The sequence below is a fragment of the bacterium genome (assembly GCA_024228115.1).
Lineage (GTDB): Bacteria > Myxococcota_A > UBA9160 > UBA9160 > UBA6930.
In genome coordinates, this window is sequence record JAAETT010000656.1 from 14,257 (window position 1) to 29,770 (window position 15,514).

At 65.3% G+C, this 15,514-nt stretch carries 14 protein-coding genes; 7 read left to right on the forward strand and 7 right to left on the reverse strand.

The annotated features are described in order from the left end of the window. Positions 1–134: 134 nt before the first annotated feature. The 3 genes from GY937_27300 (at position 135) to GY937_27310 (ending at position 2,429) form a co-directional block, all read left to right on the forward strand. Positions 135–1,163, forward strand: coding sequence for an aspartate-semialdehyde dehydrogenase (locus tag GY937_27300; protein ID MCP5060421.1), 1,029 nt, complete (start codon positions 135–137; stop codon positions 1,161–1,163). Between the two features lie 124 nt (positions 1,164–1,287). Continuing rightward, positions 1,288–1,590 (forward strand): hypothetical protein, encoded by a 303-nt coding sequence (locus GY937_27305; GenBank protein ID MCP5060422.1) that lies wholly within the window; start codon positions 1,288–1,290, stop codon positions 1,588–1,590. Next, the gene (locus tag GY937_27310) at positions 1,587–2,429 is read left to right on the forward strand and encodes an acyl-CoA thioesterase II (protein ID MCP5060423.1); all 843 of its coding nucleotides are present in this window, start codon (positions 1,587–1,589) and stop codon (positions 2,427–2,429) included. Before GY937_27305 ends, GY937_27310 begins: the two co-directional genes overlap by 4 nt. Before the next feature lie 18 nt (positions 2,430–2,447). On the opposite strand, the gene GY937_27315 is transcribed toward GY937_27310, so the two are convergent. Continuing rightward, the gene (locus GY937_27315) at positions 2,448–2,873 is read right to left on the reverse strand and encodes a hypothetical protein (protein MCP5060424.1); all 426 of its coding nucleotides are present in this window, start codon (positions 2,871–2,873) and stop codon (positions 2,448–2,450) included. 179 nt (positions 2,874–3,052) lie between these two features. Here GY937_27315 and GY937_27320 point away from each other — a divergent pair, with 179 nt between their 5' ends. Continuing rightward, a complete protein-coding gene (locus GY937_27320; protein MCP5060425.1) occupies positions 3,053–3,253 on the forward strand; it encodes a PspC domain-containing protein in 201 nt (66 codons plus the stop codon). After that, complete coding sequence (locus GY937_27325) at positions 3,222–3,473, forward strand: PspC domain-containing protein (GenBank protein MCP5060426.1); 252 nt, start codon at positions 3,222–3,224, stop codon at positions 3,471–3,473. The genes GY937_27320 and GY937_27325 overlap by 32 nt, the downstream gene beginning before the upstream one ends. 11 nt (positions 3,474–3,484) lie before the next feature. On the opposite strand, the gene GY937_27330 is transcribed toward GY937_27325, so the two are convergent. After that, positions 3,485–4,282, reverse strand: coding sequence for a TIGR03619 family F420-dependent LLM class oxidoreductase (locus GY937_27330; protein MCP5060427.1), 798 nt, complete (start codon positions 4,280–4,282; stop codon positions 3,485–3,487). Between the two features lie 54 nt (positions 4,283–4,336). Between GY937_27330 and GY937_27335 the strand changes: the two genes are divergently transcribed. Next, on the forward strand, positions 4,337–5,095 hold the full coding sequence (locus tag GY937_27335; GenBank protein MCP5060428.1) for a GNAT family N-acetyltransferase: 759 nt from the start codon (positions 4,337–4,339) through the stop codon (positions 5,093–5,095). Positions 5,096–5,149: 54 nt separating this feature from the next. Here GY937_27335 and GY937_27340 read toward each other — a convergent pair whose 3' ends face one another. From GY937_27340 to GY937_27355, 4 genes are read right to left on the reverse strand one after another with little or no spacing between them, the layout of a single operon-like run. After that, complete coding sequence (locus GY937_27340) at positions 5,150–6,196, reverse strand: CoA ester lyase (GenBank protein ID MCP5060429.1); 1,047 nt, start codon at positions 6,194–6,196, stop codon at positions 5,150–5,152. A gap of 57 nt (positions 6,197–6,253) precedes the next feature. Continuing rightward, entirely contained in the window at positions 6,254–9,361 is a 3,108-nt protein-coding gene (locus GY937_27345; protein ID MCP5060430.1) for an efflux RND transporter permease subunit, read from the reverse strand. After that, on the reverse strand, positions 9,358–10,527 hold the full coding sequence (locus GY937_27350) for an efflux RND transporter periplasmic adaptor subunit (GenBank protein ID MCP5060431.1): 1,170 nt from the start codon (positions 10,525–10,527) through the stop codon (positions 9,358–9,360). The genes GY937_27345 and GY937_27350 overlap by 4 nt, the downstream gene beginning before the upstream one ends. Further along, positions 10,521–11,159 carry a TetR/AcrR family transcriptional regulator gene (locus tag GY937_27355; GenBank protein ID MCP5060432.1) on the reverse strand — a complete coding sequence of 213 codons (639 nt, stop codon included), beginning with the start codon at positions 11,157–11,159 and terminating at the stop codon, positions 10,521–10,523. The genes GY937_27350 and GY937_27355 overlap by 7 nt, the downstream gene beginning before the upstream one ends. A gap of 416 nt (positions 11,160–11,575) precedes the next feature. Between GY937_27355 and GY937_27360 the strand changes: the two genes are divergently transcribed. Next, complete coding sequence (locus GY937_27360) at positions 11,576–14,440, forward strand: spermidine synthase (protein ID MCP5060433.1); 2,865 nt, start codon at positions 11,576–11,578, stop codon at positions 14,438–14,440. Between the two features lie 258 nt (positions 14,441–14,698). Here the strand turns inward: GY937_27360 and GY937_27365 are convergent, their stop codons facing one another. Then, positions 14,699–15,328, reverse strand: coding sequence for a hypothetical protein (locus GY937_27365; protein MCP5060434.1), 630 nt, complete (start codon positions 15,326–15,328; stop codon positions 14,699–14,701). Positions 15,329–15,514 lie beyond the last annotated feature (186 nt).

Here is a 15,514-nt window from a genome sequence, read left to right on the forward strand (position 1 = left end):
GCCCGCGAGGCTGGGCGACCTCACGGACTCGGTTGACATCCTCGCAACGTCCGGGAATCCTTGGTGATTCCCGTTCCCTCCGGGCACGCGAGACGTGCCGCGGGGACACCACTCCACGACCCTTGGAGGGACCCATGGCAGACCGTCAACCGAACGATCCGCGTACCGTTGCGGTCGTTGGGGCCACGGGGGCCGTCGGGGAGGTCGTGCTCCGGCTCCTGGCCGAACGCAGCTTCCCGGTGGGCGAGCTGCGAGCCCTTGCGAGCGAGCGCTCCGCCGGAACCACCGTGCCCTTCGCCGGTCGGGACATCACCGTCCAGGAAGCGCGCCCGGAAGCTTTCGACGGCGTGGATTTCGCTTTCTTCGCCGCCACCGGCGGCCTCTCGAAGACGCTGGCACCCGAGGTCGCGAAGCGCGGCGGCGTCGCCATCGACAAGTCGAACACCTGGCGCCTCAACGACGAAGTTCCGTTGGTGGTGCCGGAGATCAATCCCGATGCCCTCGAAAAGCACAAGGGCATCGTCTCATGCCCGAACTGCACGACCATCGGCTTCGTCATGGCCCTCGAGCCGCTCCGACGGGAGGCCGGCGTGAAGTCCGTCGTCGTGACGACCTTGCAGGCGGTCAGCGGGTCGGGCAAGCCCGGCCTCGAAGAGTTGGCCCGCCAGCGAGCGGAAATCGACCGTGGCGAAGCGCCGACCCCGGCCTTCTATCCCCAGCCGATCGTCGAGAACGCCCTCCCCCTATGCGAAGACTTTCGCGAAGACGGCTACTCCACCGAAGAGATCAAGCTGCTGAACGAAACCCACAAGATCATGGGCGTGACCGACATCGACGTGACCATGACCTGCGTGCGCGTCCCTGTGCCGGTCGGCCACTCGGCGACCATGCTGGTCGAAACCGAGCGGACGCTCTCTCCCGAGCGCGCTCGCGAAGTGCTCTCGGCCTTCCCCGGCGTCGAGGTGGTCGACGATCCATCCGAGAACGTATTTCCCACGGCCAGGGATGTGAGCGGACGCGATGAAGTGCTCGTCGGGCGCGTGCGCAAGGATCTGGCCAGCGATCGGCTCTGGCTCTGGCAGGTCTCGGACAACCTCCGCAAGGGCGCCGCGACGAACGCCATCCAGATTGCCGAGGAGATGGTCCGCCGCGGCCTCAAGTAGCCAACCGACGCCTTCGGAGCCGGCACCCGGTGTAGCGACACACCGGGTACTGCTTCGTTATGTCGCCTTCCAACTTCCGGGCCTGGCTGCAATTACTCTCGGTGCAACCGCAGCGGTCGAATGGATGGAACTCCCTTTGAATGTGGCGCTCGCCGCCGTCGGATGCTGGGTGTTGAAAGACGCTTTGATGTTCCGCTTCGTGCGCAAGGCCTACGAGCCAGGAGATGGCCGAACGCCGCGAGACGTTCGAGGCGCCATTGGGACTGCCACGGAAGAGGTCGCGCCGGAGGGCTATGTACGCATCGGCTCGGAGTTGTGGCGCGGCCGCCTTGCAGAGGGCTCCGAGCCCGTCGCCAAGGGAGAATGCGTCCGGGTCGTCGAGGTTCACGGCCTCATGGTCGTCGTAGAGAGAGAGGCCCAGGTATGAAGGGTGCGGCTGCATTCGATCGGTTGCTCGAGCTGCTGAAACTCGAGGCATTGGATCGGGATCTCTTCCTGGGCGAGACGCCTCGCGGAGAGGGACGACTCTTTGGTGGGCTGGTCGCCGCCCAGGCCGCGATGGCAGCAATGGAGACCGTCGAAGGAGCCTCGCTGCATTCCCTGCATGCCTATTTTCTGAGGCCCGGTCGACACGATACGCCGATCCGCTTCATCGTCCATCGGATTCGTGACGGTCGCTCCTTCACGACGCGGCGAGTCGTCGCCTATCAAGCGGGTGAGGCCATCTTCAACCTGTCCACGAGCTTTGCAAAGCCCGAGGAGGGCATCTCCCACCAGACACCGGCCCCGGAAGCGCCCGGGCCCGAGGGGCTTCCGGATTGGGAGGAGCTGCGGGCTCGCATGCTGGGACGGCCAGAAGCGGTACGCCACCAACCGATCGAGGTCCGTGCCTGCGATCCGGACGATCCCGAGGGCAACCCCCAGGAGCCCCGCAAGCGCATCTGGTTCCGACCCGCCGGCGCGGTGCCCGATGATCCGCGCATCCACACGGCGCTGCTGATCTACGCCAGCGATCGCACGTTGATTTCCACGGCTTCGCGCCCGCACGGGCTGCCATGGGGAAAGCGCATGGTGGCCAGCCTCGACCACGCCATGTGGATTCACCGGCCCCCGCACTTCGACGATTGGGTGCTCTACGCCTCCGAGAGCCCGGTCGCTCACGCTGCGCGTGGCCTCGTGTTTGGCGGGATGTACGACCTCGAAGGGCAACTCATTGCATCGGTCGCCCAGGAAGGCCTGATTCGAGTTCCACGCCAGGCGCCCTGACGAAAGCGAACCTTCGCCTCAGAGCAGGTAGGTCTGCTCCGCAGAGAGCGGTGACGAACCGGCCGCGTTGTAGGCGCTCACCTTGAAGAGACCGGAAGGCACCGACTTCTGGAAGAACAGGTGGATCTCGATTCCGCCGGGTGTCGCGGGATCGCGGATGACCGGAGTGACCATGCTGATCTGGCTCCCGTCGGCCTGCGTCATGTCGTACTCGATCACTTCGATCGGTCCGGCCCCGAAATCCTGCATCTTGATCGCGCCAAACGTGATATCAGCGACATCCTGGGGCTGGCCCGCATCTACCTTCCAGATGTTCACCCCAACGACCTGACTGGCTTCGAAATCGGGGATCACGATATGCAGCGCGCGAAGGTTGCAGCCCGTATTGATCGTGCAGACGGCCAGCAGCAGCGCCAGCCCGAAAAATCGAAAGGTGCGTCTCATGGGATGTTCCCTCCTGCGATTCGCTCACCGTTGATCGGAGGGGCCTTGGGACCAAAACGTGATTGGGGCTACCAACCCTCATTTAAGGGGCAATTCCCCCCCTCGGGGATTGTCTTCGATGAACCTCTTCCTCTGCTGGTGCGTATTCCAGTTCAGCGCGCCGAGGAGGACGAAGCCTGATGGACCCCATCGAACTGGAAGAACGCCCGAGAGCCCTGACCGAATGGCATCGGGGCCACCCCGAGGGCCGAATGGCCGGTGTCTGTGCGGGATTGGCAGCTGAATTCGATGTCCCGGTCACGCTCGTCCGGGCCAGCTTCTTGGCATCGGGGCCACCCCGAGGGCCGAATGGCCGGTGTCTGTGCGGGATTGGCAGCTGAATTCGATGTCCCGGTCACGCTCGTCCGGGCCAGCTTCTTGGGCGGGCTGCTGGGCCCTTCGCTGATCCTGACCGTGTGTCTCTACGCTGTCCTGTGGTTCTTGATGCCGGCACAGCCCGGAGACGAATCCGGTCTCGACCGGGTCGTCGATGCCGTCACGTCCTTGAGTGGCGAGGCACGAGAGCGCGTGAATCACTCGGACGCTGACTTCCGGCGCTAGTTGCCACGATCTCAGCGAAGCGCGGCGAGTGCCTCGATCTTCTCGAGGAATGCCCTGGGCTCGTCGTAGCGGATCCCCTGGGCGAGACGCGTCACGCCGAGCTCCGAGAGTTCGGCTAGCTGCTCGTGCGCGCGGGTCGGATCGTCCAACGCAACGCCACCCAGCACGATGATCTCGAGGGGCATTCGTCCTGCCTCCTTTTCGAGCTGGCGCAGGCGTTCGATGCGCGGAGCAAGCTGGGCAGGATCGCCACCCATCGGCATCCAGCCGTCCCCAGCTCGCACGGCGCGACCGAGAGCGGCATCGCTACCGCCTCCGACGAAGATGGGCGGCTTCTTCGGACGCGGCAGGAACAGGATCGGCTGACCGTTCACATCCAACTCGTCGCTGTCGAAACAACGCCCGAGAAAATCGAGCATCTCGTCGGTCAGGCGTCCGCGGCGGGTGCGGTCAATACCGAGGGCCCGGAACTCCGCCTCCATCCAGCCCACCCCAACACCGAGTTGCAGGCGCCCATTGGATAGTTCCTGCAGGGTGGCGATCGCCTTGGCAGTCGGCAGCGGCGGCCGATACGGCAGGTTCAAGATGGCGGTACCGATGTGTACGCGCTCGGTCATTCCCGCGATCCAGGCGAGGGCAGAGAGCGGATCCAGGTAGCGCCCCCCAGAGCCCTCCGCATCGTCCGGCGCGATCGCGATGTGATCGACCACCCAGAGTTCGTCGAGGCCCGCTTCCTCGACCGCACGAGCGCAGGCGCGGACGGTCCCCGCGGCGGAGGCCGGGCCCATGGTTCGAACGACAGCACCCAACCGCAAACGGAACTCCTTCTCTCACGATCGACCTGGGCGGCCTACGATAGCCCGATGGATGGGGACATAGAAACGATCGAGTGCTCGGCCTTCGATGCCTGGCCCGCGGCCGAAGTGCGGGATCTCGGCGGCTGGCGCTTGCGCTTCAACCACGGCGTGACGAATCGGGGCAACTCGGTCTGGCCTGGCCTTGGGCCGATGGATGCGCACGGGGTCGGCGAAGCGGTGGATGCAGTCGAAGGGTTCTACTGCGAGCGCGACCGGCCTGCCCTCTTCCAGCTCACGCCGCTCGCCCGGCCCACCAGCCTCGACGCCGTGCTCGAAGCCCGCGGCTACCAGAGGGTTTCCCCAGTTCATGTCCAAACGGCCGAGGCCCTCTCGATCGCCGCGCTACCTGTAGGTGCGGTACTGGACTCCGGCTGCGATGACTCGCCTTCACCGGCCTGGGCGGAGCTCGCGACGCATCGCGGCCGCTATTCCGGAGACCAGGCCGACGTGTTTCTCAGCATGCTCGACCGGCTGAAAGGTCGTGCTGGGTTCGCCTGGGCCGGCGATGGGACCGCACCCGCCGCGACGGGAATGGCCGTCGCCGCGCCACCCTGGGCAGGAATCTTCTCGATGCGCACGCTGGACGCCGCGCGAGGCCGCGGTCTCGGCCGGGCCGTCCTGGTTGCCGCCGCCCGTTGGGCCATCGGCCAGGGCGCCCGTCATCTCTACCTCCAGGTCGAGCAAGACAACCGCCCTGCTCTCTCTCTCTACGGGAACGCAGGCTTCACGCCTCGGTACGACTACCACTACCGGAGAGCCAGATAGGCTCGAGGCGCATCGCAAATGAGACGCAACCGCGATGCGTCCGCTCTGTTCCGCCTAGAGATCGTAGGCTTTGGCCATCTCCGGATCCCGGGCGGCGATCAGCTTGGCGAGCTCGACCATCACCTTGCATTGTTTGACGGTGGCATCGTCCTGCATCTTTCCGTCGATCATCACGGTCCCGGAACCGTCACCCATCTCGTCGATCACCTTCACCGCCCAGGCTACTTCGTCCGGCGGCGGGCTGAATACCTTGCGTGCGATGTCGATCTGGTTCGGGTGGAGCGACCACGCGCCGACGCAACCCATCAGGAAGGCGTTGCGGAACTGGTCTTCGCAGGCAATGGAATCGGCGATGTCACCAAAGGGGCCGTAGAAGGGCAGGATGCCCGTCGCCGCGCAGGCGTCGACCATGCGTGCCAGCGTGTAGTGCCAGAGATCCTGCTGAGCGACTGCGCGGTGAGCGCTCTCGTCTTCCTTCGGATCCTCGCGCACCAGGTATCCCGGGTGTCCGCCCCCGACCCGCGTCGTCTTCATGCGTCGGCTGGCGGCCAGATCTGCAGGCCCGAGGCTCATGCCCTGCATGCGCGGGCTGGCCAGGGCGATCTCTTCGACGTTGGCCACGCCCTGAGCGGTTTCGAGAATGGCGTGCACGAGGATCGGCCGCTGCAACCCGTGCTTGGCTTCGAGCTGTGCGAGCAACTGATCGACGTAGTGGATATCCCAGGGGCCTTCGACCTTGGGGATCATCACGACGTCGAGCTTCTCGCCGGCCTCTGCGACGATGCGCAGCATGTCGTCCAGGAACCAGGGGCTGTCGAGGCTGTTCACTCGCGACCAGAACTGCGTCGCGCCAAAATCCGTATCGCGCGCGATCTTGCAGAGGCCCTCGCGGGCGGCCTCCTTGTTCTTCACGTCGATGGCGTCCTCGAGGTTGGCGAGGATGATGTCCACCTTCTTTGCGATGTCCGGAACCTTCACGGCCATGCGCGGATTCGAGGGATCGAAGAAATGGATCATCCGCGAAGGACGGGCGGGGATGTCGATCCAGGGCTTGGGTGCGCCAATGGCGAGGGGCCGGCCGATGTTGCGGGGGTTGCGCATGGAATCTCCTGCTTCGGGGCGTACGGAAGTGTCGGCGGACGATTCTAGCGGAAGCGCTCAGGCGGTCACCGGGCGGGCGGGGGCCTCGGGTTTGCGCCGAAGCTTGGCCCGCAGCCACTCCACACCATCATCCAACACCAGGTAGAAGACCGGCACGATCAGCAAGGTGAGTGCTGTCGATGAGATCATGCCGGCACCGGTCGCCACGGCCATGGGCGCCCGACTCTCGGAACCCGGGCCAAGACCCAGGGCCGCGGGGGCCACACCGAAGATCATCGAAAGCGCGGTCATCAGCACGGGCCGCATGCGAATGGGGGCAGCAGTCGTCATCGCCGTGACCTTGTCCATGCCCTCCTCGCGCAGCTGGTTGGCGTAGTCCACCAGCAGGATCGAGTTCTTCGTGGCGAGCCCGAAGAGCAGGATGATCCCGATCATCGAGAAGATGTTCAGCGTCATTCCCTTGAGGAAGAGCCCGCCGTAGGCGCCAACCATGGCCAGGGGCAACGCGAACATGACCGTCAGCGGGTGGACCAGGCTCTCGAACTGGGCGGCCAGGATCATGTAGATGACGAGGATGGCAAGCACCATCGCGAAGCCCAGTTCCTGGAAGGAGGCAAGGAACTCCTCGGAACCGCCTGAAGCGATGAGCTTCACGTCTTCCGGCAGGATGTCCGCTGCGATCGCCTGGGCTTCGGCCAGAGCCGTACCCAGATCCTTCTCCTCCAGGTTTGCCGAGATCTTCACGCTGCGCTGGCGATTGGTTCGCGTGATCATGGACGGAGCCGCCGTCTCCTCGATCGTCACCAGGTTGCGCAGCTCGACCACATCTCCGGCACGGGTGCGGACGTAGAGCCCGAGAATCGATTCCGGATCGGCGCGATCCTCCTGCTCGAGACGCATGCGGATGTCGTAGCGGTTGCCCGCTTCCTTGAACGTTCCGACCCGAAGGCCACCGATCATTGCCTGCACGGTCGAAGCCAGCTGGTCCGCATCGACACCGAGAGATGCGGCCTTCTCACGATCGGGAATGACACGGACTTCCGGACTGCCCAGTCTCAAGCTCTTGTTCAGCCCCACGTAGCCACTGCGCAAACGGAGCTCGGCGATCAGCCGTTCTCCCAGCTGGCCGAGGGTGGACAGCTCGACATTGCCCTGGAGCTCGACCTCCAGATCACTGCTGTCGGAGCTGCCTGCGAAACCGGACATGTCGCTCACGCGAACCTTCATGCCCGGGATCTTCGAGAGAACCTCCCGCGCCTCACGAACGAGCTCCTGCGCGCTGCGCTCCCGTTGGGCGCGATTCTTGAGCATGACGAACATGATGCCGCGCGTCGGATCCGGGCCGCTGATGGAGCCGCCGGTACCCGCCCCGCCGAAGGCACCGGCAACTTCCGGCTGGCTGAGCACCCAATCCTCGCCCCGCTTGAGCATTTCGAGCGTCCCTTCCGGGCTGGTTCCCGGGGGTGTCTCGATGGTGATGAAGAAGCGACCCTCATCCGAGGACGGAAAGAACTCGGCACCAAGCTGTCCTGCCAAACCGAAGGCGGCAAGGAAGGTGAGCGTGGCCGCGAAGAGCGTGATCGCCCGATGTTTCACGGACCAACTGAGGACCTTCCGGTATCCACTTTCCAACGCGTCCAACCAACTCTCGAAGGTGGCGTAGATACTGCCATGGGCTCGTTCCTTGGGAGGCGGAATACGCGCGGCAAGCATGGGCGTCAGGCTCAATGCGACGAAGAGCGAGATCATCACGGCGGCGGCCACCGTCGCTCCGAACTCTCCCAGGAAGTTGCCGACCAATCCGTCGACGAAGATCACCGGGAGGAAGACGACCGCGATGGAGATCGTTGCCGCCGTAGCCGCGAATGCGACTTCTCGCGCGCCCTTCGAGGCCGCGACACGCGGATCCTCTCCCAACTCACGATGCCGCTCGATGTTCTCGAGCACGACGATGGCGTCATCGATCACGACGCCCACCGCCAGCGTAAGCGCGAGCAGCGTCATCGAGTTCAGGGTGTAGCCGAGTATCCACATCACGCCGAAGGTCGTGACCAATGAGAAGGGAATCGCCAACGCCACGACCAGGGTCGGGCGGAAGCGGCGCAGGAACACGAAGACCGTCAATGTCGCCAGCAGTGCACCGAACCAGAGACTGAAGATCGCTTCTTCCACGGATTCGCGAACCGAGCGGGAGAAATCCGCGACACCGTCTCCCTGCTTGAAGCGCATGTCGTCCGGGAGTGTTTCCTGGATTCTCCCGAGCCGCCGGTGGACTTCGTCGGCCACGGCAACCGTATTGCCGTCGGAGGTCTTCAGCACTCCGATTCCGACGGCTGATCCGCCGTCGTAGCGCGAATAGAAGCGCTGATCCTCGACGCCATCTTCCACCCGAGCGACATCCCGGAGCCGAATCGGGGCGCCGTTCTCGAAGGCCAGGACCATGTCCGCGAGTTCATCGACCGTTCGGTATTCCGCATCGGTTTTGACCGAGAACTCGATCATGCCACCTTCGACCACACCCCCTGGCCGCTCGACGTGTTCGCGCCGGAGGCCAGCGATCACGTCGATTGCAGCGAGACCGCGCGCACGCAGAGCCTCACCATCCAGCCAGATCCGGATCTCGCGACTCAGCTCTCCGAAGATCTCGATGGCGGCGACGCCCGGAATCGTCTCGACGAGAGGTTTGACCTGGCGTTTGACGAACTCACTGGCCTCGTTCTGGGGGCGCGGACTGAGCAGTGGAACCCACATGATCGGAAAGCCACTGAAATCGTGTTTGCTGACGACCGGCGGTTCCATCTCCTGTGGCAGATCGAAGCGGGCCCGCTCGACCCGATCGCGCACATCCTGGGTGGCTGCATCGAGATTCGTACCCAGCACGAATTCGACCGCGATCGAGGTCCTCCCTTTTCTGGATTGCGAGGACAGCTTTCGAACGCCTTCGATCGTATTCAGATGCTCTTCGAGCGGATCCGTGACGTCCTCTTCCATCACCTCGGGGCTTGCCCCCTCGAGGAGCGCAGTCACACCCACGACCGGGAATTCCATGTCTGGGAACGCGTCTACGCCCAGGCGCACGAAGCCGAGCACACCGAAGACAATCAGGGAGAGCGAAACCATCCACGTGAGGACGGGGCGCCGGATGAAGAGATCGATCGGGTTCAACGCAAGGCCTTCGACGGCGCGGTGCCACCCGCTGCCATGTTGGGGGCGTCGCCCGCGACGTTCACCTCACTCCGCTCATCGCTTCCGTCCGGATTCCGTCGCGAGACGAGCATGCCGTCGGAGAGCGCCGCGTGGCCCCGGACCACTACCGTATCCCCCTCGCTCAGCCCGGAGACGATCTCGACGCGGCCCTCCCGATGAAGCCCGGCTTCGACGACCACACGATGCACCCGATCCTCGGCATCCACCGTGTAGACGATCTGCCCTTCGGCCCGCAGCAGAACGGCTTCCTGCGGCACGACCACCGCGCCCTCGCGCGTTGCCACACCGAGATCGGCGCGCGCAAAGAGGCCGGGCCGGAGCCGTCCATCACCATTCGATACCCGTGCCTTCACCCGCAGCGTCCGTGTTCGTCGATCGATTCGCGGAGAAATGACGGAAACCTCGCCAGTAAAGGTTTCGCCCGGATACGGAGAAACACGCACGGCAACCTCCATCCCCAGCCGAACGCGAGCCGAATCCCGCTCTGCAACACTGAACTCGACCTCGATTGGATCCAATGCCACCATGTCGAAGAGCGCCTGACCGACCCGCACGTACTCACCGCGTGATACTTCCCGCGATGCGATCAGCCCGGAGAACGGCGCCCGAACCTGACTGTCCTCCACCGCTCGTGCGGCGACACCCACTCTCGCCTCAGCCGCCTGCTTGCGGGAGCGCGCCAGGGAAAGGGCCGTCTTCGCTTTATCGAGCGCCTGGCTGGAGGCGATCTTGCGATCGAAGAGCTGTTGCCTGCGAACGAGCTCTCTCTCTTCTTCCTCCAGATTCGCTGCGGCCTCCGTCAAACGTGCGCGCGCATCCGCAAGCTCGAGCTCGCGTTTTTGCGGATCGATCGAGAGCAACAGGTTGCCCTCTTCGACTTCGTCGCCTTCATCGACCAGGAGTTCGGTGATTTTTCCAGGGACCTCGGAAGCAAGAGTCGCCGACTCCTTGGCCAGGAGTTCCCCGGTGGCTTCGATCTGCTCGTCGAGTTTCACGATCTCCACTTCGCGAACGACGACAGGACGAGCCAGATCGGCCGGCGGTTCAGAAGCTTCGGAGCACGCCAAGGCAATGGCCACGAGTGCGGATGCTGCGATTCGCTTCCAGTTTTCGAGACCTAGCATTTCGGTTCCTTCTTTCGACGACGGGTGCTCTTCGCCTGGGCGGGCTCGATCAGCCCGCGCAACAAGGCGCCAATCGCATCCTGGTCGAGTGTCTTCGACCAGGGGCGATCCGGACGATGGATGCGGCCGGAGATGAGTCCGTGACAGAGCGACCAGAGCGATTGGGCTGCACTTTCCGGATCCCCGGTTCGCAACCGGCCTTCTTCCCAGAGGCGCTGCCAGAGATGGTCGGAATGCGCCCGGACTTCATCGATCACGGCAGGCGGCTGCCAATCCTGGTTGCGGGGCAGGAAGTGCAGTTGGTAGTGGTTCGGATGGCGAATGCCGTAGCGCACGAAGATCAGCGCCAGGCGGGTCAGGTCCTCGATCGGATCCCCGACTCGTGATGCGCGTTCGAACTGCGCAAGGAGTTGCTCGAAGCCCTGGGCGAGGAGCGCATCCAGGAGACCATCCTTGTCCCCGAAATGCTGGTAGATCGTGGGAGCCGTGTAGCCGCAGCGTTCCACCAGCCGGCGAATGGAGAAGGCCTCCTGACCGCCTTCGGTGAGGAGGGCATCGCTGGCTTCGAGGATCACGCGCCGCGCTTCCGCACGGCGCTCGCGTCGACGCTCCTGCTGGGCTTGGGCACTCATGGAGGAAGGGATTCAGGATCCGTGGGCGCGGATTGAACGGCGTTCAAGATAGCTAACAGCGTTAAACTTTCAAGCCGTCCTTCCAGACTGCCACCAGGCTGGGCCCATGAGCGCGTTCCGAAAATATCTCTCTATATCGGTGCCCTCGGGGCGTGGGCGGATTCGGGTGACAGTCGGAGGGGTGGGCCCCTGCGGGTCGAGAGCCCAGGCCTGACGCAGCTTCCAACCCACGCGCTTCTCGGCACATAGCACGCGTCGCACCCAACCGGCCGAGCATCTTCGCAGAGCGGCTTCGCCCTGCTCTGTTCGATCGCGCCCCCCATTGATGGGGGGGGCCGCTAGAATTGTCGATCTACGCCCCTCGGTCCCAACGAGGGCCGGCCCCGAACCACGAGGATCCTCGAGCCAGCGACGACATGACGACTCTCTTGTGCGCGATCTTCTTCCTGTCGGGGGCGTCGGCGCTGCTCTTCGAGACGCTCTGGTTCAACCAGGCAGGTCTCGTGTTCGGCAACAGTGTATGGGCGTCGAGCCTGGTGCTCGCGGCGTTCATGGCGGGCCTCGCAGTGGGAAACGGCGTCGTCGCTCGGTACGGCAGCCTGATCACACGGCCAGTCCGCTTCTATGCTGGGCTCGAAGGCGTGATCGCCCTGACGGGCGTCCTGTTGGTGGTTGGGCTGCCGTCGCTGGTCCCCATCCTGACCCCGGTGCTCGGCCCGGTGATCGAGGTTCCCTGGGCCGCCAATGCGATCCGGCTGACGGTCGGCTTCGCCGTGCTGCTGGTGCCCTCGACGGCCATGGGCGCAACGTTGCCGATTCTCGTGAAGGCGCTGCTGGCGCGCGACGAGAACTTCGGCTCCGTGCTCGGCCGGCTCTACGGATGGAACACCCTGGGCGCCGTCGTGGGCGCCGTGGCGGGAGAGGCGGCGCTGCTCGCGTGGCTCGGCGTGCGGGGCAGCGCGCTCGTCGCGGGCTCGGTCAACCTGGTGGTCGCCGCCGTGGCCTTCGCGCTCTCGGACCGCTTCGTCCCGGCTGGCAGGGTGTCCGCGGACCATGAAGCGACAAGCCTCGTGTCGCCAACCGCGCGGCGCCTACTCTCCGCGGCCTTCCTCTCGGGCTTCGCGCTATTGGCCCTCGAGGTCGTGTGGTTTCGCTTCCTGCTGCTATTCGTTCACGGTACGAGCCTCGTCTTCTCGGCGATGCTCGGCGTCGTGCTCACGGGCATCGCGCTCGGCGGTCTCGCAGCAGGGCGAGTCCTGAGGGCTCGCCCGGATGCGTACTGGCTGGCCCCGCTGCTATCTCTCCTTTCGGGGGCGGTGATCGTTGCACTGTACGCAACGTTCGCGCTCCTGCCGGAGCGCGAGAGCTACACTGCGGGTTGGCTGGAGACCGCGAAGTACAGCGCGGCCCTGATGCTCATTCCGGCCTTCCTTTCGGGTGCCGTGTTCACCTGCATCGGAACCGCACTCGAGCGGGAGGTCGCCCCGCCAACGCGGGCCGCGGGCTGGATGACGCTGTGGAACACGCTCGGATCGGGCCTCGGCTCCCTCGCGGGTGGCTTCGTACTGCTTCCTCTACTCGGAATCGAGCGATCGTTCTTCGCGGCGGCCGCCGCCTATCTCCTGGTCGCGTGGCTCGCGCTTCCCGCAGCCATCGGCGCGAGGGGCCGCTTGGGTCGGGCTGGGTGGGCGCTTGCCGCCGCCGGATTGGCCTCCCTGGCTTTCTTTCCCTTCGGTCTGATGGAGGGCACGTTCCTTCATCGATCCATTGGCCACTATCTCCAAGGGGGCGTGCGCGCCATTGCGGCGGTCGACGAGGGGCGCACGGAGACCGTCGTTCTCCTGGACTCCGAGTTCCTCGGGCAGCACCTGGATCACGTGCTGGTCACCAACGGCCACTCCATGTCTTCCTCAGGGCGGGAGGCACGGCGCTACATGAAGCTCTACGTCGTCCTGCCCAACGCCTTCGAACCCGAGCCGCGCCAGGCCCTGCTCATCAGCTACGGCGTCGGGAACACGGCGCGAGCGCTCGTGGACACGCCCTCGCTCGAGCGAATCGACGTGGTCGACATCTCGCGGGAGATCCTGGAGATGTCGTCGGTGATCCACCCGGAGCCTGGCAGCAACCCGCTGGACGATCCGCGCGTTCACGTCCACATCGAGGATGGACGCTACTACCTGCAGACAACCGATCGCCGCTACGACCTGATCACGGGCGAGCCCCCCCCGCCCAAGAACGCCGGAGTCGTGAATCTCTACACCCGGGAGTACTTCCAGCTCAGCCACGATCGCCTCACCGAGGACGGCATCCACACCTATTGGCTGCCGATTCACGGCCTCACGGTCGAAGACGCACGATCGATCGTCTCGGCCTACTGCGAGGTCTTCTCCGACTGCAGTCTCTGGAATGGAACCGCGGGAGACTGGATGCTGGTCGGCTCGCGCGGACGCAGCTGGGACGTATCCGACGCCGACTTCGGCGCGGCCTGGCGCGATCCGGAGCGCCTGCCCGCCCTGCGGGAGATCGCTCTCGAACACCCGGAGCAGCTCGCCGCGACCTTCCTCGCCGACTCCCGGCAGCTTCGGGCTTTCGTGGACGGGGCGCCGCCGCTGGTGGATGACTTCCCGAAGCGACTGAGCCACCACCTGCCCGACCGCGCGGCTCTCTGGCCCGATTTCGCGCCCTGGGTGGACGCCGCAGACGCCCGTCGCCGCTTCCAGGAGAGCGCCTTCGTACGGGAGGCGCTCTCCCCGGAGCTACGCGAGCGAGCGCTGCCGTGGTTCGAGGCCCAGCGCGTGCTCAATGACCACACGGCGGCGGGCTATCGCTTCGTCACGCGCGATGCGGATGCCGTGGCCCGCGACCTCGACTGGATGCTGCGCGAGACCGAGCTGTCGACGCTGGTGCTCTGGGGGCTGGGGACCGACGTGAATCGGGTGACCCTCGCCGAGAACGCGCGCCCCACGAAGCAGCAGATCGTGTACGTCCTCCAACAACAGGCCCTGCACGCGTTCGTGCGCCGGGACTGGGAGGAAGCCGTCCGCCTGCTGCGCAACGTCGCGGCGCGCGGGCAGAGCGGCCCTGCCCTGGTCGAGCTCCAGCTCTACGCGCTATGCGCCGCCGACCGCCAAGACGAAGCCGCCTCGATCGCCCGCTTCGCCATTCGGAAGCAACCGACCCCCAAGCTGACGACCGGCGTCTGGCGCTGGGCCCGGGAGAGCTGCGGCCTCGACATGCTCCCGGCTGGAGAGGCGTCCGAAGTGGGAGGCCAAGAGCACTGAGTGGGCGCTTGCGGGCGCGGAGGACGAGGCGATCCGATCCGAGGCCAGATCGCGGGGGTCGTTCTGTCGGCTGTTCACCGCCGACCGCCGGCGCATGGGTCCCGTGCACCAGGCGAGCCAGGACCGACGGGATCCCGGGGGAGCGTGCGAGCGGGGGCCCAACGGAAAGCCGCCCGGAACCCTTGCGGGTCCCGGGCGGCTGCCAGAAGGCAAGGTCGCCCGCCTCTCAGGCGCGGCGACGACCGTTCCCAGCTTTGGCTAGCGCCGGACTCTTCGAGCGCCGGCCCTGCCCGCCATGGCGAGGCCGAACATGCCGGCTGCACTGCCAAGCAGGTGCACCAGCCCAGGCTCGGGGACCATGGTGCGGGAAAGCTCCGCGCTTCCGCCCGCAACCGTCCAGGGAGCGGTGAAGGCGATCGCGGGAATGCTGAGGATACCAGCCCCAGAGAAGGCTGAGCCAATCGAATGCGTGAGGTTACCCGTGTAGAAAAGGGTGAACGGGACCGTCGGAGGAGCCACAGGGATGCTCCACGCCATGCCGGCGAAGATGTCCGTGCCTCCCGCCGTGCGGGTCCCGGCCTGCGAACCGAGGACGGCGAACCCCGGGACGGTATTCGCAAAGATCGTAGGCGGCACGCCCGCCGTGAACGTAAGCCCAAACGAGAGAAGCGTCGCCGTGCCGGAGGACAAGCTGCCGTTAAGAGTGGTAGAGCCGCCGCTGTACCGGATCGTGTAAGTGCCCGTGCCTGTGGCCGTCGACGGCGGCGCGCCGACATCGTAGGAGGCCCCTGCGAAGCCGTACTGGACGTCAATCTGAGCGGCAGATGCGCTACTGGTCCATGCAAAGATGGCGAGACCCACCAATGCGATTGCTAGAAACCGATTCATCCCAATCCCCTTGTCTTTGCCCTCTGACCGAGGGTCATTGAATACTGTCGGCCCAAAGTACAAATGTCCGGTTTTCTCCAAAGTAGAAATGTCCGCTTTCTCTTCTGATTCCGGCTTCTCCGCTGCCGAGTCCCGGGGCCCCAGTGGAAAGCGCCAGGCGCTTTCCACTGGGGCCCCGGGACTCGG

What these genes read in the sequence shown, in the direction of transcription:
- GY937_27300 (MCP5060421.1), top strand. Translation starts at nt 135, where the DNA reads ATGGCAGACCGTCAACCGAACGATCCGCGTACCGTTGCGGTCGTTGGG.
- GY937_27355 (MCP5060432.1), bottom strand. Translation starts at nt 11,159, where the DNA reads ATGAGTGCCCAAGCCCAGCAGGAGCGTCGACGCGAGCGCCGTGCGGAA.
- GY937_27365 (MCP5060434.1), bottom strand. Translation starts at nt 15,328, where the DNA reads ATGAATCGGTTTCTAGCAATCGCATTGGTGGGTCTCGCCATCTTTGCA.
- GY937_27325 (MCP5060426.1), top strand. Translation starts at nt 3,222, where the DNA reads ATGGCCGGTGTCTGTGCGGGATTGGCAGCTGAATTCGATGTCCCGGTC.
- GY937_27340 (MCP5060429.1), bottom strand. Translation starts at nt 6,196, where the DNA reads ATGCGCAACCCCCGCAACATCGGCCGGCCCCTCGCCATTGGCGCACCC.
- GY937_27310 (MCP5060423.1), top strand. Translation starts at nt 1,587, where the DNA reads ATGAAGGGTGCGGCTGCATTCGATCGGTTGCTCGAGCTGCTGAAACTC.
- GY937_27320 (MCP5060425.1), top strand. Translation starts at nt 3,053, where the DNA reads ATGGACCCCATCGAACTGGAAGAACGCCCGAGAGCCCTGACCGAATGG.
- GY937_27350 (MCP5060431.1), bottom strand. Translation starts at nt 10,527, where the DNA reads ATGCTAGGTCTCGAAAACTGGAAGCGAATCGCAGCATCCGCACTCGTG.
- GY937_27315 (MCP5060424.1), bottom strand. Translation starts at nt 2,873, where the DNA reads ATGAGACGCACCTTTCGATTTTTCGGGCTGGCGCTGCTGCTGGCCGTC.
- GY937_27360 (MCP5060433.1), top strand. Translation starts at nt 11,576, where the DNA reads ATGACGACTCTCTTGTGCGCGATCTTCTTCCTGTCGGGGGCGTCGGCG.
- GY937_27305 (MCP5060422.1), top strand. Translation starts at nt 1,288, where the DNA reads ATGGAACTCCCTTTGAATGTGGCGCTCGCCGCCGTCGGATGCTGGGTG.
- GY937_27335 (MCP5060428.1), top strand. Translation starts at nt 4,337, where the DNA reads ATGGATGGGGACATAGAAACGATCGAGTGCTCGGCCTTCGATGCCTGG.